The organism is Microlunatus sp. Gsoil 973, from assembly GCF_009707365.1.
Classification (GTDB): Bacteria; Actinomycetota; Actinomycetes; order Propionibacteriales; family Propionibacteriaceae; genus Microlunatus.
The window spans coordinates 3,860,812-3,883,878 of record NZ_CP046122.1; the positions used below are offsets into that span (position 1 = coordinate 3,860,812).

Below are 23,067 nucleotides of genomic sequence, written 5' to 3' on the forward strand. Positions count from 1 at the left end.
CGCAGATGACATCTCGTCTGGGCCGCATCACCACCACAGCTACGGACCCGTCGGTTGCCGGGCCACGGCGTCCGGGATTTGTATCCAGAACTCGGCAAACGTTATTCGTGGGTCAGAAGGGGACGTTCAGCTCGACTTCGCTGACTGGTCTGCACGACCATTTCTGGTCGCTAGATCAATGGGTACCAGTCCTAACCATCGTCTGCTCAGGATCATCCAAGCCGTCATGTCTGACGTCCGGCTTCAAGCCTGGTGAACCCTCGTACGATAGGCCGCGTCCCGGAGGCCGCATCCACCCTGGGCTACACCCATATCAGGAACAGATAATCCGACAGTTAGAAGGAAGGCCTAGCATCTCTCCCGGAAATCCGGGCGATCACTGCAAGTCCAGCGCGCGGTCGCCGAGTGATCAGGATCCAGCCGGATCGACCCGCGGAGATTCGAACGCCCGACCCAACCGCTGTTCGACCCAGGACCAATCGATCCGCTCCTGTTCCAGACGGATCCGGTCGCCGAACGCGTCAGCCACGAGACTCAAGTAGAGATCGGCTTCGTTGGCTGTCAGCCGTGTCAATTGGGACGTCGCCGGTCGGTCCTCCACTACCCACCGATCTCTATGAGTGAGCAGCGTTTCACGGTCCATCAGAATTGATCGGGTCTGGGGCAGCCAGGCGCGCAGCCGGTCGAGGATCGCAAACCCGTGAGTGTCAAGATCCCCCCAGTAGACGACATCGGCGTCGGTCAGCCAACTGAGCTTGCCGACCTGGTCCACGTCGAAACCTTTGCCCCAGATCACCACACCGTCGGCCGGCACGTCGACGCTCAAGTAGGTGATCTCGTTCTCGATCACGAGCGCCCGCGTCGGACCGAGATCAAGATCGGCCAGCTGATCTGCTCGCACGCCAAGCTCGGTTAGCGGTGCGGGCAGCCCGAGCGAGGAGGCGAACCGTAGCCGTACGAATTCGGGCTTCGCCCGTAATCCCAATCCAACAAGGAACCCAGTAGAGGTTCTGGAGACGCCGAGCAGGTCAGCCAGCACCGCGCGATGCCGCTCCGCGAACTTCGTATCCACTCCGGGCGCGGCAATCTCCCGCAGATACCGATCGCTGGATCGATGCGCGTCGAGCCAGTCGAAGGCAGCCAATAGCCGCGGCAGCTCCTCAGACAATTCCAGCGCCCGTAGCGGATGCTGGACTACCCAGTCGCGGACCGCTTCATGGTCATCAACTAACGCCAAGATCGCGCCGAATCGGCGCACTGCCCCGGTCACGCCCAGCAGCGCCCACGCCTGAGAGTAGGAGGAGATCACTGCGCGCGACGGCACCCGGTTGCGACCGATGCGCCTGCCGCCGATCATTGCCCACTCCAGGTCGTAGCGGGAGTTGTCTCGGCGTCCGGTGTCTAGGCGCCGAGCCCAGTCCCGGGCCGCACCAAGATCATCGCCGATCTCCGAAGCGGACGGGCCGCGCAGTCGGATCTGGATCGTCGGAAACTCCGCACCGGTGGCGTACGACCTCAGCAGCGCGCCGTCGTCCCAGCGCCGCCGGACCCGAGCAGCGATGTCGTCCGGCTCAGTCCAATGACCTGAAGTCACGACCGATACCTGTCTCGTTGCTCGCGATACTCCTCGATGGTCATGGTCTGCAGGCGTGAATACGACCCGGTTGGATTGTCGACGAAGCCGATCGCCTTCACATACGGCTCGATCACGTGCACCTTCTGCAACGGCGTCACGATCAACAGTTGCAGCCCAAGCTTGGCAAACAGCTCCAGCGCGTAGCGGGTGGACACGTCTGAGCCGCGGCCGAACGCCTCGTCGATCACCGCGAACCGGAAGTCCTTCGACTTCTCCACTCCCCACTCCAGCCCGAACTGGTAGGCCAACGATGCGGCCAAGATCGTGTAGGCGAGCTTCTCCTTCTGGCCGCCGGACTTGCCGTCGGAGTCGCTGTAGTGCTCCCACTCCTCGTCGGTCACAAGATCACGTTCGGAGGCTGAGAACACGAACCAGTTCCTGACGTCGGTGACCCGCCGCGCCCAGGCCTTGTCGGAATCTGCATAGCCTTCACGGCCGCGGAACCGGTCGATGATCCGTTTGACGTCGGAGAACCGCTGCTCGGAATAATGATCATCATCGCTGGACAGTGTGTCGTCGGTCGCGCTGCGCAGGTCGGTCCGGAAGGCGGAGACGTCGGTATTGGTGGTCGGCTGCTTCTCCAGCTTGATGTAGCGACCGGTGTTATACGGGATCGCGCCGAGCGCCTCGTTGATCTTGCCGACCCGGTCGTCGATCTCCTCGGCCTGTCGGCGCAGCCAGTTGTTGAATTGCGCCAGCTCCCGGATCGTGTTGGTGTTGAGCTGCCGCTTGAACTCTTCCTCGAAACGCGGCAGATCGTCATCAGCGACCCGGTGGTGGAAGGTCAGGAAGTCGCCGCGGGACTCGACGGTGGCGTCCATGTCGCTACGCAACTCGGGCCACCGGCGCAGCACCTCGTTCATATAGCCGGCGAGACTCTGCCCGAGCCCGCCGAGCTCCTTGGTCAGCCGCTCGATTCGTCCGTACAGTTCCTCGGTCAGCCGCTGCCCCGCAGCGGAGCACTGGGCGGAACGGCTCGGCATCGCGTCGTGGAGCCGGGCGTCAAGTTCCGGGTACGCCATCCGTGCGGCTCCCAGCTCCGCAGCCGGTCGACTGCCGACAAGGGCATCGTCCAAGCGCTTGTCCGTGGTTGCCTGCTCGATGCGCTCAGTGATCCGGGCGAGCCGCCCGGTCAGGTCGGCGACCACGGCATTGACCTCGGCGGCACGTTGCTCATTGCGTTCCAATGCCTGGTTGATGTCAGCCAGCCGGGACTCGCCCGCAAGCCGCCTCGCCCGCTCCGCGTCGGCTTCCTCGGCACGGCTTTCGGCCTCGGCCACATCAAGGTCCGACCAGACGGTGTAGCCGCTCAGCCGACCGAGGGCGTCCAGTCGTCGTTGCAATTCGTCGCGGGTGGCGCCGACTGCCGCGATGTCCCGGTCGGCCGCGTGTAGGGCCGTCTGCAGTTCACCGAACTCATCGCGTAGTGCCGCGATTTTGCGTTCGTTCGCCCACCCGAGGACCCAGCGGCGGGGATCGTCCACCCGATGCCGGTCATCCTTCTCGTGCCGCTCCCCGGATCGGACCTGGCCCTCAAGCGTGACGGCTCGCCGAGCCGTGCGGAATTCCTCCAGGCTTTCTGCGCAGAGGAAGTCGGCGCGCCTGACGAGCTCGTCGGCGAGATAATCGGCGAACGGACCATCCTTGATCTCCACACAGTGGGCCAGCAGCAGTCCCTCGCCAGGCTGGCGCTGCAGCCGTACGCGCCGGGCTGCTACCCGCTCGTACACCAGTCGCGCTCCGACCGGCCGACCGTCCCGGTCGCGGAAGGTCAACCGGCGCCCGTTGACCCAGCCCGCGACGGCGTCGTAATGCTCCTGCGGCACCAACAGCGAGACCGCGAAACCGCGCAGCACGCGTTCGGCAGCTCCGCGCCATCCGGCATGCTCCTCGGCGACGTCCAACAGCTCACCGGCGTACGGCAGCTGTTCGGGCGTCAATCCGAGATCTGTGCAGAGTTGGGCCCGCAGATCCACCTGCTCGACCGGAAGGTTGCTGGTGCGCTGTTCGAGACTGGCGATCTCATCGGCGATCCGTTCCGAGGCTGCTTGCAACTCTCGAGCCCGGCCCATCAGAGCGGCGAACTGGACGTCCGCATCCCGCCGTGCAGCAACAGCCACAGCGCGCTCCGCGGTCACCCCGGAAATGGTCCTCGCGAAAGCGGCCGCGTCGGCCGCCGGATCCAAACCGGCTTCGGCCATCGCCCGGTCGAACCCGTCTCGGCGAACACGGCGAGCCTCCGCCTCGGCGCGCGCCTGGCCGGCGAGGCGTTCCAGTTCCCCGATCCTGTCGCCACCCGCCCCGGCGCGCTCTTCGATCAGTGCATCGCGCTCGGCTTGCAGAGTCTCCAGCCCACTTCTGGCTGTGTCCTGTTCCTGGCGCAAGCGGTGCTCTTCGGTGCCATAAAGGTCGAGCTCCTCGCCCAGCAGCCGAGAGCGCAGCTCAGCGACATACAGTCGCACAGCATCGCGCTGCTTCTCCAGCCCCGCACGGTCGGCCAGGGCCCGGTCGTATTTCTGCGAGGTCGCCACGATCGGGTCGAGCGCTTCCAGTTGTTCGCGCGCCCGGGTGACCGCATCGTGAGCCTTGGTCAGATCCTCGAAGTGACCGATGATGTCCCGGACACGCTGCCCGGAATCCGATGCCTCCAGCATGTGGTCGCGGACGAACTCGTTGAGGTTGCCGACCGACTTCATCGAGACTGTCTGGTGGAAGAGCTCCAGCGCCTGCTCGGACTTGATCCCGAGCAACCGGCGCAGCGAGGTGCCGTATTTCGGGAAATCGTCGAAGATCTCCGCACCGCCGGCTCGGAGTCGCCGGCGCAGATCCCGCAGGTCGCTGCCGAAATCGGCGAAGTCGTCCGCGACCGTTAACTGCTTGGTCGCTGTGACGAAGAACCGATACGGCTGGCCGGTCCGCTCTCGCTGTTGGAAAACTTGCGCCAGCGTGATCGTCTGATCGAAGCCGTCGTTACCGAACACTCCGAGGATGACCGAGTACGACTTGGGGCCCTCGCGGAGACCGATCGCCCGGGTGTGCCCCGAGGTTTCAACTCGCTCGGACTTGTAGTGGCCTTCGACGTAGGAACGCAAAGTCCGCTCCTTCGCGTCAGCGCCTGCGGCCTTGTTGTAGGAAATCCGGTTCGCCGGCATCAGCAACGTGGTCAGTGCGTCCACCAGCGTCGACTTGCCAGATCCGATGTCACCGGTCAGCAGCGAGGTGTTTCCGCCCAGCGTCATCGACCAGATCCGTTGGTCGAAGGTGCCCCAATTGAGCATCTCGAGGTGCTGCAGCCTGTAGCCGGCCTTCGGCGTGGGGCCGAGCTCGAGAGTCGAGAAGAGCGCCTCACTCATCGTCGCCCCGCTGACCTGCGTACTCGCGGAGTTTGGCGGCGAAGTCGGACAGCGTTTCGGCGTCGACGTAGGCCTTCAGGATTCGTCGCACCTCCCAATGATCGGGTTGCTGTCGCAGCGCTCGCAGGAAACCGAGCTCGACCGCCTTGGAAATCGTTCGCTCCACCTGGTCGACGACCCGGGCATCGTTACTGGTCTCGGCCTGGAACACCCGGAGCATCTCGACGATTTGGTCCCGGTCGAGCACGAGCCTCCCCTCGCCGCCCGAGGTCTCGAATTCGACCAACCGTTTGCGGAGCAGCACCAACAAAAGACTGACGTTGTAGCTAAGGCTCCGCCGCCTGATAAGCCGCGGAAGTTGATCATCACCCTGCTCGGTGGCTTTCGACCGCAGGTAGGCATACCCTTCTGTGTCGTCAACGACGACGTCCAGTCCGATCGTCCCGAAATGGTCCCGTACGCCGGCCGCAGATCGCTCGAGCGTGAGCCAGGTCTCCTCGTCGGACTCCTTGTAGACGACACCCTGCATCAGCCTGATGATGGCGCTACCGGTTGCGAGTTGGTCAGTCATCTGCGGGTCACCGTTGCCTTCGGCAACCGGGCTCGTATGGTCGATCCCGGATTAGCCGGGTCGGAGTAGTCAAGGATGGTGTCATCGGTCTCGTCTAGCTCAATCTGTATGTCGTCGTCCTGGAGAGCCAGGTATCCGATGATCTCGGCCGCGCCCTGCTCGATCGGATACAGCTCCACGATGTCTCCCAACAGCGCTGACGATCGCTGCGGCAGCACGGACCGGATGTTTCCGGCAAGCCGGGCCTGATCGATGAACACCTGGGCGAACAGCACGACTGATCCGATCGCCTCAGCGGGCGTGTTGTCGATCACGCTGTCGACGTCGGCCGAGGCTGGCGGCGCGTAGAGCGGACGCTCGAACGGCAGCACGATGTCGATCTTGGGTTGATCAACCTGCAGACCGATGCCTGGCGGATCGTCTCGGAGCTCCAGGGCCGTGGTTTCGACCGCGCGGACCAGATCGAACACGCGGCGATTCTCGATCCAGACCTGATCGTCGAGGAACCGGCGCAATTGTTCGGAGATCTGCCGTACGGTCCGCTGCGCGCGCTCGGCGGCCTCGGACCAGTCGTGATGGACGTGGCGCAACCGGCCGTCGGCCTCCACAGCCGACAGCCCGGCAACCTTGCTCAGCAACGCCGACAACTCGTCTTGCCGAGCCTCGGACAACAGGAAGTCATAGAAGGCCTGGAAACTACGGCCCTGATCGGATCCGGCGATGTCGGACCGGCTGCCGACCAGGTCAGCCAGCAACTCTCCTTTGGAGCCGTCCCATCCGGCAATCTTCTCTCGGGCCGACCGGTCGAGCCGGCGGAAGTTCTCCTCGACCTCCCGAAAGTCGGAGAGTAAATCGCGCGCCGTTGCCGCGAACTGCTGATAGCGATCGCGGACGCCGGTCTCGTCAAGCATCCGGATGTCGCCGCCATCGACCGCGGCGATCTGGGCATCGATTTCGTCTCGTTGTCGACGCAGTTCGGCGATCCGCACGTCAGGGTTCGGCTCCACTCCGTGCACGATCTGGCGCAACAGGTCGACCACGGTATGCAGTCGAGACTCCGTGCCGACGAAGGCGCGCCCCTTGAGAGACTCGACCCAGGCGTACGCCCGCTCGAATGCCGGCGTCACCTCGTAGTGGACCTCTTCGTCTCCCGCCGGATAGAAGCGCCGGAGAAAGCCGGCCTCGGTCGCCGACCAGTCCTCCAGATACTCGCGCGGCTCCCTCGGAAAGCGGGGTTCGTCGCTACCGGTGCTGATCTTGCTGTTCAGCCCAAACACATGATCATCAAGCGCCGCTGCGACCTCGCTCGCCGCCGTGGCTCCACGGTTGCTGTCCACGAAGAAGCTGCCCAGGAACGACAGAATCAGCGATGCGTTGCCAGCACGCAGCAGCCGCCACGCAGGATGCCGCTCACGCAACGCATCGATCGCGTCGTAGTCCATCTCACTCCTTCGGGAGGATGCGGGCCGAGCACAGTGGCTATGCTCAGAAGTTGCCGCCGTGCCGTTGATGCGACACTACCCAGGGGCGCCGACGGCTTCGACCTCGCGATTGCCGGCCCACCGATTCGCGCCCGGGCGATCGACTCGCCGCAGCGCGCGTCTCAGGGGATGCCCCCACTCATATTTGCATCCTGCCTCACCGCAGGCGGGCCCATGGCTGGATAGGCGAATCCCCGATGCTGCTGCAGGCCATCCGCTCCTGCGTCCCGGGGGCTGTCGATTTAACGATGTAAGTGGCTCTACCGCCCTTGTTGGGCACGAAGGGTCACGATGATGTCCGACACACTGGTGGGTGTGAGCCCACCGTCACGATCGCCGGGTGAGCCAGCGGGCGGGCGTACCCATCGGAAACGCCAACCGTAGGCATTTTGAATCACACGGTCACCGTCACCGACGTCGACCGCCGTCCCGTGCAGTCCCTCCGGCCCGGACGGGACGGTCGCAGCTGGTGCAGTACGACAACACGATGACGGATGCGCCATCGTGCACAGTGGGCTCGGACCCCTCCGCGCCGGATCCTGTCACCACCGGCGCGCCACAGCCCACCCCAAACACCAAGAGCACAATTGATCACCCGGAATGATCACTTCGACGAGGAACCTTTTCTGAACCGCTCCAACAATCGGATGATGTCAGCACGCGAGACACATCCTGTGGTTGTGGGGAGGAGCTGTGATGAGGTTCCGGCGAACCATTGCCTTGGCAGCAGCAGCGGCGTTGGCACTCACCTTGGCCACAGCGACCGCGTCTGCCGTACGGCCGCATGAGCCCGTCGACTCGACGGAGGCGCTGAAGCAGCAGATCAATGAGCTCTACGCGAGCGGGCCGGGTCTGCTCGGGCGCACCCACAAGATGCAGGCGTTCATCATGGAGCTCGCACAGCACGCGAAGATGCGCGACCCCGACTTCAAGATCATCCCTCAGGACGCCGCCCAGCTCGCCTTCGTCGACGGCGACGTCAACAAGGGAGAGCTTGATGGGCTCGTCTCCCTTGTCGACGGCTGGGGCAAGGAAGACCTGGTCATGGACGGGGACGGGACGACACCGACCACGGAGCAGATGGCCTACATAAAGCTGGCCCAGGACGGCCTGATGGTCACCGAGACCTCGACCGTCGACTCCATGGCCGAGCTCGAGGCGTACGACGCCCGGGCGCGGAACTGGGGGATCATCCCGTATCCCCGCATCGGCGGGGATCTGGCTCAGCAGCTATATCCCGGCAAGCGCTGGGCGGAGAACGGCGACTACTTCTGGGTCGAGGACCCGACGGCGATCGGCCTGGCGGACAGGATCGACGGCACCAGGAACGTCGACGACCTGACCGAAGCTCAGAACTACCTCTACAACATCAACAGCCGCCCCTACGATGCCTGGGGCACCTGGGACTCGGAGGAGGCCGACTACACGGCAGGCGACGGCGACCGGACGCGGATCACAGACTCCTACGGGAACGGCCTCCTCGTTCCGTCCGCGGGCGGGCCCTACCAGCCTGTCGGAGACGATCCCGCCGTTCAAGAAGCGATCACGATCTACGGCGACGAGTGGGACTGGTGGTGGCGGGCCGCGGGCCTCGACGAAGATGCCGGTCGCGACACGTGGCTCAACGCGCTGCGCAACTCCGACTACGACGTGATCTACATCGACTCGTTCTACAACCACCGTGCACTGCCCGCGAACCAGACGCCACTCACCCGAGCCGAGATCGAGAGCCTCAAGCACAAGCCCGATGGCGGCCGACGCCAGGTCATCGCCTACCTCAGCGTCGGGTCGGCCGAACAGAACAGGTGGTACTGCCAGGACGACTGGGCGTGGATCGACCCGACCAACCCCAACACCGAACGCAGCATGAGGTCCGGGAAGATCATCAACGGCGTCTACTCCCCTCCCGACGATGCACCGCCCTGGCTCGCTCTCGGATACGGCGGAAACTATGCCGAAGAGGCCGTCGTGCAGTGGTGGAATCCCGAGTGGCGGGACATCATCATCAACGGAGGCAGCCCATACCGAAACGTCGCGACCGGCGACAACACCTCTTCCATCGACCGCATCATCAACCAGGGATTCGACGGCGCATACCTGGACAATGTCGGCGTTTACAGCCGACAGGGTCGCAGCGGTGGCTGGAACGAATTCGAGAGCTACTGGCTCGCCCACGGCGGCATGCCCGGCGAGGACTCCCCGTACATTCCCGTCGACGGCGTCACTCCCGGCAACGGACAGGCAGACCTCGACTTCGCCATCGACTCGGCTAGCGGACGGGGCTACTCCATGTACCTCAAGGTGGCCAAAGCATCAGGACCGTTCGGCGTCTACCGGATCGTCAACTTCAATTCCCGCGGCGCACACATCAAGGGGCTGGCCAACGGGACGGAATATCTCGCCTACGTGACGCACACCGTTGACGGGCAAACGTCGAGAACCGAGACGGTCAGCCTCACACCCAAGCGACCGCGGGCGTGACTCTGCCGGTCCTGAACCACGCGCCCGCCCCCCGCAGAACCTGACACTGCCCAACCGACGCGAGAAGCGAGAGAATCACATGACGCAGCGAAAGTTCGGACGAGTGCCTGCCCTGATACTGGGCGCAGCGCTGCTGCTCACCGTTGCGGTGATCCCGGCGGGTGCGGCACCCGGCCAAAGGCCCTCGGCGCCGCTCGTGGCGCAGGACCTCGACTACGTGGAGAACCCCGTCGACGTCCCGAACCCGGACCGGGGGTTCTATCGCGCCAACGACGGCATGGTGGTCCCCGTCACCGGCACGGGTTCCGGCACCGTCAACGTCGGCGATACCCGGGTGACCGTGGGCGGCGCCGTGGTCAATACCCGCGTCAGCCACATCTACTTCGACCTCCGGAACTTCTCGAGCAACGCCTTGACGGCGCGCGGCGTGCGTTACAACGCGGGCTACCGGGCGCCGGCGAACGTGTCGATCGAGTCGCGACCCGGCGACAAGCCACCGTACGACTACGCGACGCACTTCGACTACTGGAAGGCGAACGTCCTGCCCACGCCGCGGGGCACGTCGCAGCCTCTGACGGTCGACGCCCTCGCCTACATCCGGGACAAGCTCCAGCAGGTACGAAACGGCGACGGGGTCGTCATCGTCCGCTTCGACTACGACGGTCCCGGATTCAGCTGGGTGGACGTCGACCACCCGCAGGACGGCTACCTGGACCGGTCAGTGGCGGACATCGAGCCGGACAAGGACACACTCCTGGGGCACATCGCCCAGCTGAAACCGATCCTCCACGAGTTCGAAGACGTCATCATGTCGGTCGACGGCGGCTGGTTCGGTCCTTGGGGCGAGATGCACTCGACGACCTTCGGCACCAGCCCCGAGGCCTACGCCTGGCTCCTGGACGCCTGGCTGGACGCCGTCCCCGCCTCCCGCTCGATCACCGTCCAGGGTGGTGCATTCCTGTCCTGGTACAACGCCACCTACGGCACCCACTACACCTTCGCCGACATCGACCAGATCCCGGCTCCGACGCCGGGCACCCCGGAAGCACGCTTCGGATTCTTCAACGACAGCTACGCGTACGGCGAGGACGAGGGAGCCAACTACCCCGACGACTGGGGGTCGCTCTCCGAAGGCGCTTGGTGGCCGGGCAGCCCGCTCGGGGACCCGGACACCTACGACCGCGGCCGGCTGATGACCTGGATCCGGCACCAGAACAACTTCTACGGCGGCGAGGCGCAGGGCGACGAGACCCTGTGGAACACGTACCCGTTCGTCGCCTGGGAGGCGTCCTACGCGCAGACCGTCTACCTGAACGCTGACTACGAGGACGCCGTCCACGACCGGTGGGGCGACTTCGAGTACACCGAGGAGAGCGTCGGGCAGGAGATGACGAACGCTTACCAGGAGCCCTACACGACGAAGTACGCGATCTTCGACCCGGTGTACGACGGCCGCACTGGTGCGGAGTACTGGCGCGACAGGCTCGGCTACCGGCTGGTGCTGCGTGAGGCCGGCACCAACACGTGGGTGAGGCAGAACGGCACCCTGGAGTTCGTCGGGAGCATCCAGAACGTGGGCTTCGGGAACATCGTCAACAAGAAGAACGTGTCCGTGGTCCTCAAGTCCCGGACGGACGGCACGTCCTACACAACGCTGACCGACCTCGACGCCCGTACCTGGCGGCCCGACCTGGACAGCAGGGCGAGCAACACCGCCGCGTACCGCGACCTGACGTTCGCGGTGGACATGCGCGAGCTCGGCAGCGTGCCGGTCGGCGACTACGAGGTCTACCTGAAGATCAACGACCCGAAGGAGACCACCGCGAACAAGCGCAGCATCCGGTTTGCGAACAAGGGCGACGGCATCTGGGACGCCGACCTGGGCGCCAACCTCGTCGGCTCGACTCAGGTCGTCGCCGCCGACAGCGCCGCGAACGTTCCCGTAAGCACGGTGTCGTCCGGCAACGGGCAGGTGAGCATCGACTTCCCCATCGCGTCGGCAAACGGGAAGGGCTACACGGTCTATCTCAAGGAACTGGGCGCCCGCGAGCCGTTCGCGCCCTACACCGACGTCAACTACAACGCGAAGGGTGCCCACATCAAGAAGCTGACCAATGGCACCACGTACCTCGCCTATATCGAGTACGACGGCGGCGGCAAGCTGGCGAGGACCACAGCAGTGAAATTCACACCACACAAGGCGTGACAGGCAGATAGCGTAGGCTCCGGTACCGGAAGCCGAGGGCGGAGCCGCTGGATGCTCGAGTGGGCGTTGAATCGCCGATGCCTGTCAAGAGCTCACTGGTGCGGTGGTCGCGGCGCCGTGGAGATTCGATCACCGGGCAGCTGTGCGTCCTTGACGTTGCCAACGGCAGCAGCGCCGGATATTCATGATGGGTGTCCAGCGATTCTTCTCGAGGGCCGTCATGATCGGCGGTCAGTCCAGCCCCGCACACTCCGATGCCGACCTGCTCGGGGACGGGCCGCGTGATTGGGTCCGCATCTGGTGTATGCGTCATGCCGAGTCCGAGAACGGCATCGCCGGCGTGTCCGGATCTGTACCCACGTCGCCGCTGACCTCGCGCGGGCACCGCCAGGCCGACGACGCGGCGCAGCTGCTTAGGTCTGAACCGATCAATGCCATCTACTCCAGCACCGCGCTACGGGCACGGCGGACGGCCAGCCACCTCGCTCGACGATTGCGAAACTCCCAGATCGAAGCCATGTCCGAGCTCACGGAAGTCCACATCGGATCGCACGAGGGCGCCAAGGCCCAGCACGACCGGCAAGCAGGTGGCAGCGGTGCTCCGTGCATGGATCGTCGAGGGGCAGCTCGAACGCCGAGTCTTTGACGGTGAAACAGGCCAACAGGTCCCCGACCGTATGACTACCGCGCTCGACAACATCAGCAAGACACAGGCGGCGAAACCGTCGCCTTGGTCGGGCACGTCGCCAGTCTCAGCGTTACGACCGGCAGCCTCTGCAGTATTGGCACTCAGATCTGGGGCAAGCCACTCCCGCACGCCCAACCGTTCCTCATCGAGCGGGACGGACACGCTTGGCACTGTCCGGCATGGCCGGCCGCGCAAAGATGACCCGGCAAGACCCGACGCGTGTCGCCCTGTCCCATGCGTGGTTCGACGACGGCCGACCAAGATCACGAATCAGCGATGTGTCAGCAGACGATGACTGACCGGGCATGCTCATCGGGATCGGAGCGTGGTCAAGGCATGCTCCATCGTCTTGATCATGACTGCCGGCGGGTCATCGGGGTTGGTGTCGACGAGGTGGGTCAATCCACGCAGGACGACCCGGACAGCGAAGGATGCGGGAGCGATGCGGTGCCGGTACAGATACCGCTCAACGAGTCCGGTCCGACTGGCCAACATCCATCCGCTGTCATCGGCCCAGAACAGGAACTTGGGAAAGCCGATCAACGGATCCTCGAACCAGGCATGTTCGAAGTCGACCCAACCGATCAGCCCGGAGTCGTCGGCCAACACATTGCGCGGGTTGTAGTCACCGTTGGAAAAGGCGAGAGGTAGCCGATGTTGAGGCAGGTGTTCATCGAGGATCTCTGCGGCGTCCTGAAGGGTCGGTGTGCCAGCCCAGGGAGTCGCCGGGCGAGGACCGCTGCAAGTTCCTGCTCCAGGGTCGTTCGAGGGATTCCGTCTGCGACGGCACCTACGGCAATCTCTTCGGTGAGGTCGTGGAGTTCGTCTACCGCGTCGAACAGCAGCCGACAGGTTCGATCCGCGACGGCAACGTCGCTGACACGGACTCATGGCAGTGGTTCACCCGGCCGCCGGGTCATGATCACGACATCGAACCCGCCGGAATCGCTCCGAATTGTTTTCGGCCCGGCCAGTACCCTCGGACCTGACACCGACCCGCCTCAATGCCTCAAGGGCGGCCGCCTCTCCACGCCCAGACGGCTGTCCGCCTCGGGAACGGCCTTGACGACGCAGGTCATCGGCCCGTCTGCCGTCGCCAGAGTCAGCTCGGCCGGAAAAGGACGCAGTCAGGTCCGGAATGGATGCACTCGAACCACACGCCTGCCCGGTGCAACAGGATCAACCGCGGCAGCGTGCATCTGGTCCTCGACACTCACGGCGGACGACGCTACCCGCCTCGGCTTGGCGTCGTCCCGAGAATCACCGCCACCCGCGCAGGTGCTCAGGACGACCTGAGCAACGACATCGTCCAACCTTGCTGCAGCGGGTTCGGCAGCAGAACCAGCAATCCCGCCATCCCTCAGTCCTCCTGAGCAACCCGGGGACGAATGCCACCGGGGAGCAACACGATGTTGCCCATCCCATCGAAGCCCGGGCGGCAAACCGGTCGATAGCTCGGAGAGCTGTCGGGAGAGCTGCTCGCGAAGCTTGGCTGCGAAGGGTCGCCGGTCCCGGGCAGCCACGAACCCCGGATTCGGCTTCGACCGCTGCACAACCCGTCCCGCTTGTACTGCGGAAACCGTTCCATTTGTAGTGGTAAACACGCGCACTGCTATTGTAAACGACTGTAAAAGCTGTAAAGACTGTAAACGAAGGTAGAAGGATGGCTGGGAACCCCTTCACCCCCACGTTCGGTGTAACGCCGCCGCTGCTAGCCGCACGCGAAGAGGAACTGGAGGTCTTCGTCGAAGGCCTCCAGGACGGTGTCGGATCACCAGGCCGGGCGATGCTGGTGACTGGCAGCCGTGGCTCCGGCAAGACTGTGCTACTCAACAGCATCGAGGATGCGGCCCTGCAGCGGGGTTGGTTGGTGGTCTCGGCCACCACCGGTGTCGGCGTCGCCCAGGAGCTCGCCCAAACCCGGTTGGCGCAGTTGCTCCACGAGCACGACCCCGAAGCACGCAGCTTTCTACCAACGGGTGGCTCAGCCAGCGTGGCCGGCTTCGGGGCCGGAGCTCAGGGCACCTACGAGGACCGGGTGCCGCGACCGACCCTGAGCTTCCGCTCGGGCTTGGAGCGACTGGCCGATGTGGCGGATGCGCGACTCGGCACCGGCGTCCTGATCACACTCGATGAGGTGCACACCTCGGCGCTGGCCGACGTTCGACAGATCACCCACGCTGTGCAGCATTGCTTCCGCGAGGGACGCCAGGTTGCCTTCGTCGCGGCCGGTCTTCCCAGTTCGGTCAGCGATCTGCTCTCCGATCAGGTGACGTCCTTCCTGCGTCGTGCGGAGCGCTTTGTGCTGGGGACGATGCCCGAAGCCGCCGTCCGTGCAGCACTGGCCGAACCGATCAAGATGGCCGGGCGCACCATCGACGATGAGGCGCTCGACCTAGCCGTCGACGGCACTCGTGGCTACCCGTTCTTGATCCAGCTGGTCGGCCATCGATCCTGGCGCGCCGACCCGGACCAAGCATCGATCACCGTGGACCATGTTCGGGCCGGCGTTGAGGGAGCGGTCCGGCGGGCCGGCCGCATGATCCATGAGCCTGCCCTGCGAGACCTCTCCGACGTGGACCGCAGCTTCCTGGCCGCCATGGCCATCGATGACGGACCCTCCCGCATTGCCGACGTCGCCCGCCGCATGGGCGTCGACCTCAACTACGCCAACCAGTACCGTCGCCGACTACTGGACGCGGAAATGATCACCGCCGCAGGCAGGGGCAGACTGGCCTTCGAGCTGCCCTACCTACGCGACTACCTCATCGACCATCCAGTGACCAGGGCCCTGTCGACCAACAATCCACAGACCTAGCGATGAGCGCAACCGGATGCCCGGCCGGACCAGGGCGAGCACCAGATCGCGGTACCGGCCGCTGCAATTGGGGGTCCCGCTCCGGACAATCGTCCGGGCAACCTCACCGGGCATGCGTCCGGGCACGGCATCCAGGCTGGAACACTGACCGATGTGCCAGAACCAGGAATGCCAGAGACCGACGTCGCACGCGTCCGACGCTGGTGCGTCCAACGCGTCCCAGAACAGGCACTCGACCAAGTCCGCGTCGAATGTGAGGTGACTCCACGTCACCTGACAATTGTCGAACGACGCGCGCCCTGGCGAGCCGATTACGGCCGAGAATGGACCCGCTTTCCGATTGCGCGGCTTCGCTACACCAAGACCACGCGAACATGGTCACTGTTCTGGCGCGACCGAAATCTGCGTTTCCATCGGTACGACCCGCTTATCTCCTCAGACCGTGTCAACGAGCTGCTCGATGAGATCGACCACGACCCCACAGGAATCTTCTGGGTTGACCCGTGTCCGCAAGGGATCGATGACCGGGCACACCGATGCCGGAGCTTCGTGCCCAAGTATCAGGCCGCGAGGGCGCGCTGACCGGGCCGTTAGCGGTTGATCGGCTACCTGGCGAGTCCGAGGAAGGCCATCATGGCGCGTTCGACCTCGGTGAGCTGTTCAGCTGTCAACCGGCCCAGACGGTTCGCTACGTTGGTCCGCCGCACCGTGGTCAGCTTGTCGATCATGATCTCGCTATCGCGCTCCAGCCCGGACAACGCCGAGGGGCCGATACGGATGCGCAACAGCGGAGCCTCCGTCAGGGTGCTAGTCAGCGGAGCGACCGTCACCGAGGCCGTGGCGTCGAAGACGTCGTCTTGCACGATGAGCGCCGGTCTCGGCTTCGACGCGTAAGCGCCGCCGGCGACCGTCCAGAGCTCTCCGCGGATCACTCCTCGTCATCCCAAGGCACCGATACTGCCTCGATGAAGTCCTGATCGTCGCCGTCTCGATCCGCTGCCGCCACGAGTGCGGCTTGACGGTGCGCCTCCGCAGCGAATCGTTCGGTACGCACGTCGGGCACCCAGATCTGAACAGGGCGGTAGCCCTGCTCACGCATCCGGCGCCGATAGCTGCTCACGCGGTCCTTGACTGACATACCACGAGGTTACATGTAACGATCCTGCGGGAGAAGACCAACCAGCGAGCGAGCCAGGCACCCATTCTCGACCGGGCAGAGCCACCACAGATCACTGGTCTATGACCGCAAAGCGGATGATCTCCGTTCCCTACCTTGCGAAACTTGCCAGCGGCGTCAACACCACCAGACCAGTGACCATGGACGGATGTACCACCGGGATCAGCGATGAGTTCTCCGCAATGCCAAGCTGTCTTCGATCTGAACCGCGCGTTCAACTTGGTCTTCATCACAGCCAACTCGCTTCTGCATCTGCATTTGGCAGAGGACCTGGTGAGCTGCCTGCAGTTGGTTCGACGACACATGGCACCCGAGGCCCGATTCATCTTCGACGTATTCAACCCGAGCGCAGCTGCGGACGGTGCCCGGCAGTCCGTTCGGGCACCCTCGTCGGGCACTCCACCTGAGCGTCCGAACGCTATCGGGTGTCGGGAGGTGGGAGCAGTTCGGTCTTGTACTGGGGTGCAAGTTCTTCGGCCTTGGCGATAAAGGCTGCCTGGGCATCGGCGTCGAGCGGAGAAGCTGTCTGCGTCCGGGTGGCGACCGGCTGGCCGACCAGGGTGAAGAACTCCTCCTGCCCCGCGGGCGCGCACAGGCACAGCATCCTTGTTGGACTGCCGGCGATATTGGTGAACGCATGCGGGGCGTTGGCCGGAATATTGATGGTCTCGCCAGCGCGGGCGACGATCGTCTGACCGCGGAAGGTCACCTGAACTTCACCGTCCAGAATCGTGAACATCTCTTCGAAATCGTGCCGGTGCGGCGGCGGGCCGCCACCCGGGGGGACGTGCATGTCGATCAGCGTGTACTTGCCGGCTGTGTCCTCGCCGGTGACCAGGATGGTGTAGGTGTCACCGGCCAGCCCGACGTGGGGCAGGCTCTGGTCCTGATCGGGCTGTGCGATGGTCAGCTCACGGGATAGATCATCAGGCGGGACGGGCGCGGGCTGGCTGGACACACTGGCTCCTTTGTTGGTCGACGATCCGGCGCGCACGCGTACGAGTTGGTGTCAAACCTGGCTGACCTCAACCAGAACGCGCAACATCTTCGAGGCCGTGCACGCGAGGCGACCGAGTCGGACCGACGTCCCTTTCACCGCACGCACATCGGCATGAGCGTACGCCCACACACCGCCGGGCGGCGCCATCAGCCACTGCGTCTCACTAGGGTCCAGATTAACATTCCGCAACACCTCACAAGATCAACTGCAGGTCCGGGTCCAGTACCAGGTGCGACTGTCACGGTCCCGACGGCGACGGCTCCTCCGGGCCGGTGGCCGGGCAACGTCGGACTTCGAGAAGCTCGAGGCCAAGCGCTTCAACTTCGGCGAGCGCGCCATAGAGCGCTGCCTGGTCAGCGCCACGGATGGAGAGCACGGTGTCCCCGCCGCGGTCTTCGGCGTGCAGGCCAGGGAACGCGGAGCGGATCATCTCGCCCAGATGGCCGCGCACGACGATTTCGTACCGCTGCCCACGAGCACTGGGTGATGGGTCGCGGCGGGCACCGGTCACCGATACTCCACCGGTGAGGCACTGTCGCGTTCGCCGGCGATCGGTCCTGAGGTTGCCCCGGTGATCATGACGCCTCCTTTGCTGTTTGCTGCAGGCTCTCGATCTGCAACGTGCCCGGCAGCGGGGTGAGCGGTCGTCACTCGATCAGGGTGATCAGCGCGAGATGGCGCCCGGCCGGACCGGCGGGCAACTCGACAACGCCGTCAGCTCGCTCGGTCTGCTGGTGCTCGTGATCGCGGCGTTCTTCCTGGCCGCAGCCTTGCGGCGTACACACGGGTGGGAGCGCTGGGCCTGCCCGACACGCTGGACGGCAGTCCTGATCACCGCCTTCGCGGTGGCCAGCGTGATGACCCAAGATGCCGGCTTCACGGACCTGCTCGCGCGCCGGGTTGCCGCACTGGGCGCGGCCGCGCTTGCGCTGCTCGCGATCGGGATCCTCCGACGGACCCGGGCGCGTCCCGACAGCAGCCTTCGCTGATGACAGCCACGACGGCCGACCCGGCAACCGATACGGCGGCCCAGAGCCCGTGGACACGTCGGCACACTCCTCCGCTGCGCGCGTTCCTGCAGACCGAGTCCGGCAGCGGCGGCCTGTTGCTCGGAGCAGTCGTCGCGGCACTGGTCTGGGCCAATGTCGCCCAGGGCTCGTACGACCAGTCATGGCAGACCCGATCCGGCCTCACCCTCGGGGACGTCGACGTCACCCATGACCTGCGTATCTTCAGCTTGCGGTGGGGACTGGTGACGCGGACCCTCCTGGCCCGAATTCGACCATTGCGGCATCAATCTCAACGTGGGTTACCCGCCCGAAGCCGTTTAGGTTGGGAAACGCTGTCATCGACCGCGAACTGATCAATCAGCGGCTCCGGCTGCGGCTTGAGGACTAGTAGCAAGCAAGATGATGCCAGCCAGCAGCGGTCGTGTCATAACAGCTCAAGATTTGCGCCTGCCCAGACCGATTCACTGCCAGGACGCTCGCGAAGCTAGCCGGAGTTGATGCTCACAAGATCAGGCGAGCCGATTGCGTGTCGGTTGGAGTCGCCACTCCTCGAACGGCTCGAAATCACGGTCGACGTAGTCCTGCTCAGACAGCATCGGGTCAGTGAGGACGAATCCGAAGGTGCGGCCGAACGAGTCGATGATGCTCACCGCCCGGAACCCGGGTTCGGTCATGAACGCCATCTGCATGATCAGTTGAGCCTCACCGAGGGAGCGCGCAGACCTATGACGTCTGCCACTGTCATCAAAGCTCGGACGTCGTTCCCAGATCGTCGTATAACCGCTCACAGCGGCCTCCAAACCCCAGACATCCTGGGCCCTGAAGGCTCATCGGCACATGCCCGGAGAACCCAGCATACTCCGCACTACCCGTCTTGTCGGCGCCTGAGCCGGCCATGCTCGAGAGGTGCCGCACAGCGCCCCTTCCGCTTCCAGTACGCGATTCTCATCACGCCCGAAGCGGGACGAGAGCTCGTTGCGGTGGGACGATGGACGATGACAAAGGGACCGTTAGAACTCAAACTCATCGATCGGCAGGCAGTACGAATTGGGCGAGAGTCTTCCGTCCAGGTCCAGAGCAACGGGATTCTAGAGACCTTCGAGCGGCAAAGCAGACGTCAGATCACCTATGGCCCCGGGGGATGGCTCTCCGTGGAAGCGATCTTGCCCGATGATCAGCGATAGCGATGCTGCAGGCGGATCGCGAGCGTACCAACCTTGGTCAGCCGGACGTGTCTCCAGCGGGAAAGACTCCCAAAGCTCGCCGGCGGCCTGATCGCCGGGATGTCCCGCTGAAGTGGGCCGAGGACTCCGCTCGCCTCGCCGAGCATCTGCAACGGGAGCAGTCCCACGCCGATGACGATGGCGGCCCGCCAACGATCCCGCCCGGGCAGCCAGACTCCAGCGCCACGCCGAGTTGCTGGCGGCCGTCGCGGACTGACGAGCGGCCAAGTTCCTCCGCCCCTCTAATATCGGCCTAGCCGATCCGAAAGTAGATCCTTGCCTGTTGCTGCCGTCGTCCTCAATCCAACCAGCGTAGACGTGGCGCGCCTTCGCCGGGCTGTCCAGCACGCGCAGCAGACGGCCGGCTGGGAACCGAGCCTGTGGTTCCCCACGACCCGAGACGACCCTGGTCAACGAGCAGCGCACGATGCATTGGATGCCTGCCCCGACGTTGTGCTCGTGGTCGGCGGCGACGGGACCGTCCGCACGATCGCCGAGGAAGTTCGCCAAGCGGCGCCTCTCACGATCGTGCCGACTGGAACGGGGAATTTGTTGGCCCGTAACCTTCGTCTGCCGCTGACCGACCTGGATCAAGCCGTGTCCGTTGCCTTCACCGGCCGCGACCACGCCATCGACATCATCTCAGCAACACTCGAGCGAGCGTCGGGTGCCGTTACCGAGTGCATCTTCTTGACGATGGCGGGAGTCGGCTTGGATGCAGCGATGGCGCTGCACAGCAACACTTCGCTCAAATCGCTGTTCGGATGGGTGGCCTACATTCCCCCGATCGCTCGATCTGTCCTGGCCAACCAGTCCTTCGCCGTGGAGTATCGCGTCGACAACAACGATCGACAGTCGACGTCGGCGCACACGATGATCATCGGAAACTGCGGTGTGCTCACCGGTGACATCGTGCTGATGCCGGCCGCAGCCGTTGACGATGGCCTCCTGGATGTCGTCATCCTGCAACCAGGACGCCGACTGTCTGGGTGGACTCCGATCGGGATCCGACTGGCCGCCAACGGAGCGGTTCATCGCAGACGACACCGACTCCGGAAGACACCCCGCGGGCTCCCCAGCTCACGAAGTGCCTTCCATGCTCAGGCCAGCGGATTCGAAGCCATCTTCGAGGAACCGCAGCTCATCGAGCTCGACGGCGACATCATCGACCACATCACGCGGGCCCGATTCAAACTCTTGGCGGGCCAACTCACGCTCCGCATGCCCCGAGATATCCGCATGCCCCGAGATATCCGCATGCCCCGAGATATCCGCATGCCCCGAGATATCCGCATGCCCCGAGATATCCGCATGCCCCGAGACAACTGAGACAACCACTGAAACCCCAGACCCGAAAGGAAGCCTTCACCCGTCGCCATCCAGCCAGTACAGCCGGCCTTCGGATCTGCTACAGATGCCGACGCTTGGCGAGTTCGTGCCGGACCTCCGCGCCCTGAAAGAGCTGCAACAGCACAAGCGTAGCAACACTGAGCGCGCCGCAGATGGTCGACGGTGACGGGTTGGTCACTCGGCCGAGAGCGACGAACCCAATGAGCGCTAAACCCAGTAGCACGGTCAGCCGCTGTAAACGATGTACGCGGACCTGGCGTCGACAGTGTTTGCGGCAGTCGCAGATCGGCTGCAACAGGCTTCGGCGGCAGAGGGCACCGCCCGACGCCGCCGGTGGAAGTAGTGGTTGAAGCTGTCGGAGCCCAATTCATGCACCGGCTCTGTCGTCTTCCGGCCGGACCGAGCATCGATATCAGCGTGAGCATGAACACGGCCGGGATCCATCCGTGAATCAGTGGGTCCGCCGATGTTACCCGGAGCGCGGACTTGAGCCGGGTAGCGCAGCTGGCGATAAGCGAGCACCAGATCAAAGAGAAACCAAAGCGCGCCGGTGCCGTCGGAGAAGGCGTGGAACACCTCGGGGCTTACGCGTCGACGGTGGTGAACAACGCGAAACAGCAGGTTACGCCGATCCACTCCATAGATCGGGGCGCAGGTGCGCTGGTCCTCTGGGGCGACGAAGCCGCGCGGGTCACTGTCCTGCAGGTAGCACCAGAAGATGCCACTTCGCAGCACCACGTGGCAGAGGCGGTACCGGCCAAACGTCTCGTCCAGCGCTTTCTGCAACAGCAACGGAGAGACGTCGTGATCCAGGTCGGCACTGATCCGAAAGACTTTCGGCTCGACGGGACTGCGGCCGCCGAGGAAAATGTTGGACGCGTTATCGGGCCGCACCCACGCCTGACGGGTCATGGTGCCCGACCTGAGACGTCGACGGCATCAGGTCCATAACCAGGAAGTGCACTGATCACCTTGTCAGCGTCTCCAAGCGGTCCTGTCGACGGGGAATCGAGCAGAATCTGAAACACAGGGCCGAGACAACCAATTATCCGCGACGTCGCTATCCTTCGGTACCCACTGACCGTCATGATGCCACCGGTTGCAGCTCTCGCGCTGCGATCCCGGCGGTCAGTTCCGGCAACTCGACGGCGTTGGACCGTCGCGAGCAACGCGGGAACCGGCCTCGGCCGCCTGACAAGGCGAAGACCCAAGACTAAGCCAGCGCTCGCTGCGCCTCGCCGCTCGCTCATCACGCCAGCGCTCCAAGAACTCGGAATGTTCAGCATTCCCGGCTAGCTGCATCCGTGAGGATCTCGGCGGTCTGGGAGGAGTGTTCGGTGATGGCTCGGGCCAGGTCGGAAAGCCGTTGATGTGTCTGTCGTGCGTAGGTTCGCATCGCTTCGAAGGCGTGGTCCATGGTGAGGTCACCGCGCTCGGCGAGGATGCCTTTGGCTTGTTCGATGATGAGTCGGCTGTTGAGCGCGGTTTGTAACTGCTGAGTGACGATTTCTGCTTGTTGGGTGCCTCGATGTTGGAGGATGCCGATGGTGGCGATATCGGCCAGTGCTTGGCCGACCCTCTGATCCCGACCATTGAGGTCTGAGGCCTGGATGCAGAACAGGTTCAATGCGCCGATGATCTGTCCGCGTAATCGCATCGGCAACGCGTGGACCGAGGCGAACCCTGCCTCCCTGGCCGCCGTGGCGAACCGTGGCCAGCGCTCCTCGTTCGCCGTCAGATCGGCGTTGACCACGGGTTTGCCGCTGCGGTAGGCGTCGATGCACGGGCCAGCATCGGTCTGCAATTCGAAGAGTTCGAGCAGCCGGGCCTGCTCCATTGAGGCCGCGGCGGACTGGAGCCGGCCGCGTGGGTCGGCGAGTGCGACACCCGCGGCATCGGCGGCCAGCAGTTCGACGCACCGAACGGTGAGCGTGTCCAGAAAGTCGATCACGTCGAAGTCCTCGACCAGTGTGTCGGCCAGCTCGACGAAGACTGCGGTCAACCGGCGCTCCCGCGCATCGGTCACATCTAACTCCTTAACTCCGTCGGCACCAGCCCCCGCCGGCACTATCC

The 23,067-nt window shown here is 64.5% G+C and carries 23 protein-coding genes; 10 read left to right on the forward strand and 13 right to left on the reverse strand.

Annotation, left to right across the window (positions count from 1 at the left end; all coding sequences use genetic code 11):
• Nucleotides 1-409: 409 nt before the first annotated feature.
• Genes GJV80_RS18170 through GJV80_RS18185 form a run of 4 tightly spaced genes read right to left on the reverse strand, consistent with a single transcriptional unit; the run spans nucleotide 410 to nucleotide 7,002 of the window.
• Nucleotides 410-1,594, reverse strand: coding sequence for a Wadjet anti-phage system protein JetD domain-containing protein (locus GJV80_RS18170; protein WP_154689103.1), 1,185 nt, complete (start codon nucleotides 1,592-1,594; stop codon nucleotides 410-412).
• Complete coding sequence (locus tag GJV80_RS18175; protein WP_154689104.1) at nucleotides 1,591-4,989, reverse strand: ATP-binding protein; 3,399 nt, start codon at nucleotides 4,987-4,989, stop codon at nucleotides 1,591-1,593. Before GJV80_RS18175 ends, GJV80_RS18170 begins: the two co-directional genes overlap by 4 nt.
• The gene (locus GJV80_RS18180) at nucleotides 4,982-5,560 is read right to left on the reverse strand and encodes a DUF4194 domain-containing protein (protein WP_154689105.1); all 579 of its coding nucleotides are present in this window, start codon (nucleotides 5,558-5,560) and stop codon (nucleotides 4,982-4,984) included. The genes GJV80_RS18175 and GJV80_RS18180 overlap by 8 nt, the downstream gene beginning before the upstream one ends.
• Nucleotides 5,557-7,002, reverse strand: a complete 1,446-nt coding sequence (locus tag GJV80_RS18185; protein WP_154689106.1) for a DUF3375 domain-containing protein — start codon at nucleotides 7,000-7,002, stop codon at nucleotides 5,557-5,559. The genes GJV80_RS18180 and GJV80_RS18185 overlap by 4 nt, the downstream gene beginning before the upstream one ends.
• Before the next feature lie 735 nt (nucleotides 7,003-7,737).
• Between GJV80_RS18185 and GJV80_RS18190 the strand changes: the two genes are divergently transcribed.
• From GJV80_RS18190 to GJV80_RS25200, 3 genes are all read left to right on the forward strand, one after another.
• The gene (locus GJV80_RS18190) at nucleotides 7,738-9,522 is read left to right on the forward strand and encodes a hypothetical protein (protein ID WP_154689107.1); all 1,785 of its coding nucleotides are present in this window, start codon (nucleotides 7,738-7,740) and stop codon (nucleotides 9,520-9,522) included.
• A 103-nt stretch (nucleotides 9,523-9,625) separates the two neighbouring features.
• A complete protein-coding gene (locus GJV80_RS18195; protein WP_195909006.1) occupies nucleotides 9,626-11,728 on the forward strand; it encodes a DUF4832 domain-containing protein in 2,103 nt (700 codons plus the stop codon).
• Between the two features lie 304 nt (nucleotides 11,729-12,032).
• Nucleotides 12,033-12,374 (forward strand): histidine phosphatase family protein, encoded by a 342-nt coding sequence (locus tag GJV80_RS25200; protein WP_370518862.1) that lies wholly within the window; start codon nucleotides 12,033-12,035, stop codon nucleotides 12,372-12,374.
• Nucleotides 12,375-12,725: 351 nt separating this feature from the next.
• Here GJV80_RS25200 and GJV80_RS24245 read toward each other — a convergent pair whose 3' ends face one another.
• On the reverse strand, nucleotides 12,726-13,097 hold the full coding sequence (locus GJV80_RS24245) for a hypothetical protein (RefSeq protein ID WP_230208433.1): 372 nt from the start codon (nucleotides 13,095-13,097) through the stop codon (nucleotides 12,726-12,728).
• A gap of 23 nt (nucleotides 13,098-13,120) precedes the next feature.
• Here GJV80_RS24245 and GJV80_RS24250 point away from each other — a divergent pair, with 23 nt between their 5' ends.
• From GJV80_RS24250 to GJV80_RS18215, 3 genes are all read left to right on the forward strand, one after another.
• Nucleotides 13,121-13,405, forward strand: a complete 285-nt coding sequence (locus GJV80_RS24250) for a hypothetical protein (RefSeq protein ID WP_230208497.1) — start codon at nucleotides 13,121-13,123, stop codon at nucleotides 13,403-13,405.
• Between the two features lie 674 nt (nucleotides 13,406-14,079).
• On the forward strand, nucleotides 14,080-15,234 hold the full coding sequence (locus tag GJV80_RS18210) for an ATP-binding protein (RefSeq protein ID WP_154689110.1): 1,155 nt from the start codon (nucleotides 14,080-14,082) through the stop codon (nucleotides 15,232-15,234).
• Between the two features lie 168 nt (nucleotides 15,235-15,402).
• Nucleotides 15,403-15,816 carry a DUF3024 domain-containing protein gene (locus GJV80_RS18215; RefSeq protein ID WP_230207829.1) on the forward strand — a complete coding sequence of 138 codons (414 nt, stop codon included), beginning with the start codon at nucleotides 15,403-15,405 and terminating at the stop codon, nucleotides 15,814-15,816.
• A gap of 23 nt (nucleotides 15,817-15,839) precedes the next feature.
• On the opposite strand, the gene GJV80_RS18220 is transcribed toward GJV80_RS18215, so the two are convergent.
• The 3 genes from GJV80_RS18220 to GJV80_RS18230 all read right to left on the reverse strand — a co-directional run bounded on the left by GJV80_RS18220 (nucleotide 15,840) and on the right by GJV80_RS18230 (nucleotide 17,369).
• Nucleotides 15,840-16,166: a type II toxin-antitoxin system PemK/MazF family toxin gene (locus GJV80_RS18220; protein WP_154689111.1), complete on the reverse strand. Its 327-nt coding sequence runs from the start codon at nucleotides 16,164-16,166 to the stop codon at nucleotides 15,840-15,842.
• A complete protein-coding gene (locus tag GJV80_RS18225) occupies nucleotides 16,163-16,372 on the reverse strand; it encodes an antitoxin MazE family protein (protein WP_154689112.1) in 210 nt (69 codons plus the stop codon). Before GJV80_RS18225 ends, GJV80_RS18220 begins: the two co-directional genes overlap by 4 nt.
• A 457-nt stretch (nucleotides 16,373-16,829) precedes the next feature.
• A complete protein-coding gene (locus tag GJV80_RS18230) occupies nucleotides 16,830-17,369 on the reverse strand; it encodes a cupin domain-containing protein (RefSeq protein WP_195909007.1) in 540 nt (179 codons plus the stop codon).
• 271 nt (nucleotides 17,370-17,640) lie between these two features.
• Here GJV80_RS18230 and GJV80_RS18235 point away from each other — a divergent pair, with 271 nt between their 5' ends.
• From GJV80_RS18235 to GJV80_RS18245, 3 genes are all read left to right on the forward strand, one after another.
• Nucleotides 17,641-17,898 (forward strand): hypothetical protein, encoded by a 258-nt coding sequence (locus tag GJV80_RS18235; protein WP_154689113.1) that lies wholly within the window; start codon nucleotides 17,641-17,643, stop codon nucleotides 17,896-17,898.
• 109 nt (nucleotides 17,899-18,007) lie between these two features.
• Entirely contained in the window at nucleotides 18,008-18,400 is a 393-nt protein-coding gene (locus GJV80_RS18240; RefSeq protein ID WP_154689114.1) for a hypothetical protein, read from the forward strand.
• Nucleotides 18,400-18,774, forward strand: a complete 375-nt coding sequence (locus GJV80_RS18245; RefSeq protein WP_154689115.1) for a Na+/H+ antiporter NhaA — start codon at nucleotides 18,400-18,402, stop codon at nucleotides 18,772-18,774. Before GJV80_RS18240 ends, GJV80_RS18245 begins: the two co-directional genes overlap by 1 nt.
• A gap of 156 nt (nucleotides 18,775-18,930) precedes the next feature.
• On the opposite strand, the gene GJV80_RS18250 is transcribed toward GJV80_RS18245, so the two are convergent.
• Together GJV80_RS18250 and GJV80_RS18255 are read right to left on the reverse strand one after the other, a co-directional pair.
• Nucleotides 18,931-19,095: a hypothetical protein gene (locus tag GJV80_RS18250; RefSeq protein ID WP_154689116.1), complete on the reverse strand. Its 165-nt coding sequence runs from the start codon at nucleotides 19,093-19,095 to the stop codon at nucleotides 18,931-18,933.
• A gap of 500 nt (nucleotides 19,096-19,595) precedes the next feature.
• The gene (locus GJV80_RS18255) at nucleotides 19,596-19,772 is read right to left on the reverse strand and encodes a hypothetical protein (protein WP_154689117.1); all 177 of its coding nucleotides are present in this window, start codon (nucleotides 19,770-19,772) and stop codon (nucleotides 19,596-19,598) included.
• Between the two features lie 148 nt (nucleotides 19,773-19,920).
• Here GJV80_RS18255 and GJV80_RS18260 point away from each other — a divergent pair, with 148 nt between their 5' ends.
• Nucleotides 19,921-20,973: a diacylglycerol kinase family protein gene (locus tag GJV80_RS18260; protein ID WP_154689118.1), complete on the forward strand. Its 1,053-nt coding sequence runs from the start codon at nucleotides 19,921-19,923 to the stop codon at nucleotides 20,971-20,973.
• 79 nt (nucleotides 20,974-21,052) lie between these two features.
• Here the strand turns inward: GJV80_RS18260 and GJV80_RS25205 are convergent, their stop codons facing one another.
• The 3 genes from GJV80_RS25205 to GJV80_RS18270 form a co-directional block, all read right to left on the reverse strand.
• Nucleotides 21,053-21,217, reverse strand: coding sequence for a DUF6320 domain-containing protein (locus GJV80_RS25205; protein WP_370518773.1), 165 nt, complete (start codon nucleotides 21,215-21,217; stop codon nucleotides 21,053-21,055).
• A 2-nt stretch (nucleotides 21,218-21,219) separates the two neighbouring features.
• Entirely contained in the window at nucleotides 21,220-21,906 is a 687-nt protein-coding gene (locus tag GJV80_RS18265; protein WP_154689119.1) for a hypothetical protein, read from the reverse strand.
• 367 nt (nucleotides 21,907-22,273) lie between these two features.
• A complete protein-coding gene (locus tag GJV80_RS18270; RefSeq protein ID WP_230207830.1) occupies nucleotides 22,274-23,062 on the reverse strand; it encodes a GAF and ANTAR domain-containing protein in 789 nt (262 codons plus the stop codon).
• Nucleotides 23,063-23,067: the final 5 nt, after the last annotated feature.

What these genes read in the sequence shown, in the direction of transcription:
- GJV80_RS18175 (WP_154689104.1), bottom strand. Translation starts at nt 4,989, where the DNA reads ATGAGTGAGGCGCTCTTCTCGACTCTCGAGCTCGGCCCCACGCCGAAG.
- GJV80_RS18180 (WP_154689105.1), bottom strand. Translation starts at nt 5,560, where the DNA reads ATGACTGACCAACTCGCAACCGGTAGCGCCATCATCAGGCTGATGCAG.
- GJV80_RS18185 (WP_154689106.1), bottom strand. Translation starts at nt 7,002, where the DNA reads ATGGACTACGACGCGATCGATGCGTTGCGTGAGCGGCATCCTGCGTGG.
- GJV80_RS18190 (WP_154689107.1), top strand. Translation starts at nt 7,738, where the DNA reads ATGAGGTTCCGGCGAACCATTGCCTTGGCAGCAGCAGCGGCGTTGGCA.
- GJV80_RS25200 (WP_370518862.1), top strand. Translation starts at nt 12,033, where the DNA reads ATGCGTCATGCCGAGTCCGAGAACGGCATCGCCGGCGTGTCCGGATCT.
- GJV80_RS18210 (WP_154689110.1), top strand. Translation starts at nt 14,080, where the DNA reads ATGGCTGGGAACCCCTTCACCCCCACGTTCGGTGTAACGCCGCCGCTG.
- GJV80_RS18215 (WP_230207829.1), top strand. Translation starts at nt 15,403, where the DNA reads ATGCCAGAGACCGACGTCGCACGCGTCCGACGCTGGTGCGTCCAACGC.
- GJV80_RS18225 (WP_154689112.1), bottom strand. Translation starts at nt 16,372, where the DNA reads ATGTCAGTCAAGGACCGCGTGAGCAGCTATCGGCGCCGGATGCGTGAG.
- GJV80_RS18245 (WP_154689115.1), top strand. Translation starts at nt 18,400, where the DNA reads ATGACAGCCACGACGGCCGACCCGGCAACCGATACGGCGGCCCAGAGC.
- GJV80_RS18250 (WP_154689116.1), bottom strand. Translation starts at nt 19,095, where the DNA reads ATGACCGAACCCGGGTTCCGGGCGGTGAGCATCATCGACTCGTTCGGC.
- GJV80_RS18265 (WP_154689119.1), bottom strand. Translation starts at nt 21,906, where the DNA reads ATGACCCGTCAGGCGTGGGTGCGGCCCGATAACGCGTCCAACATTTTC.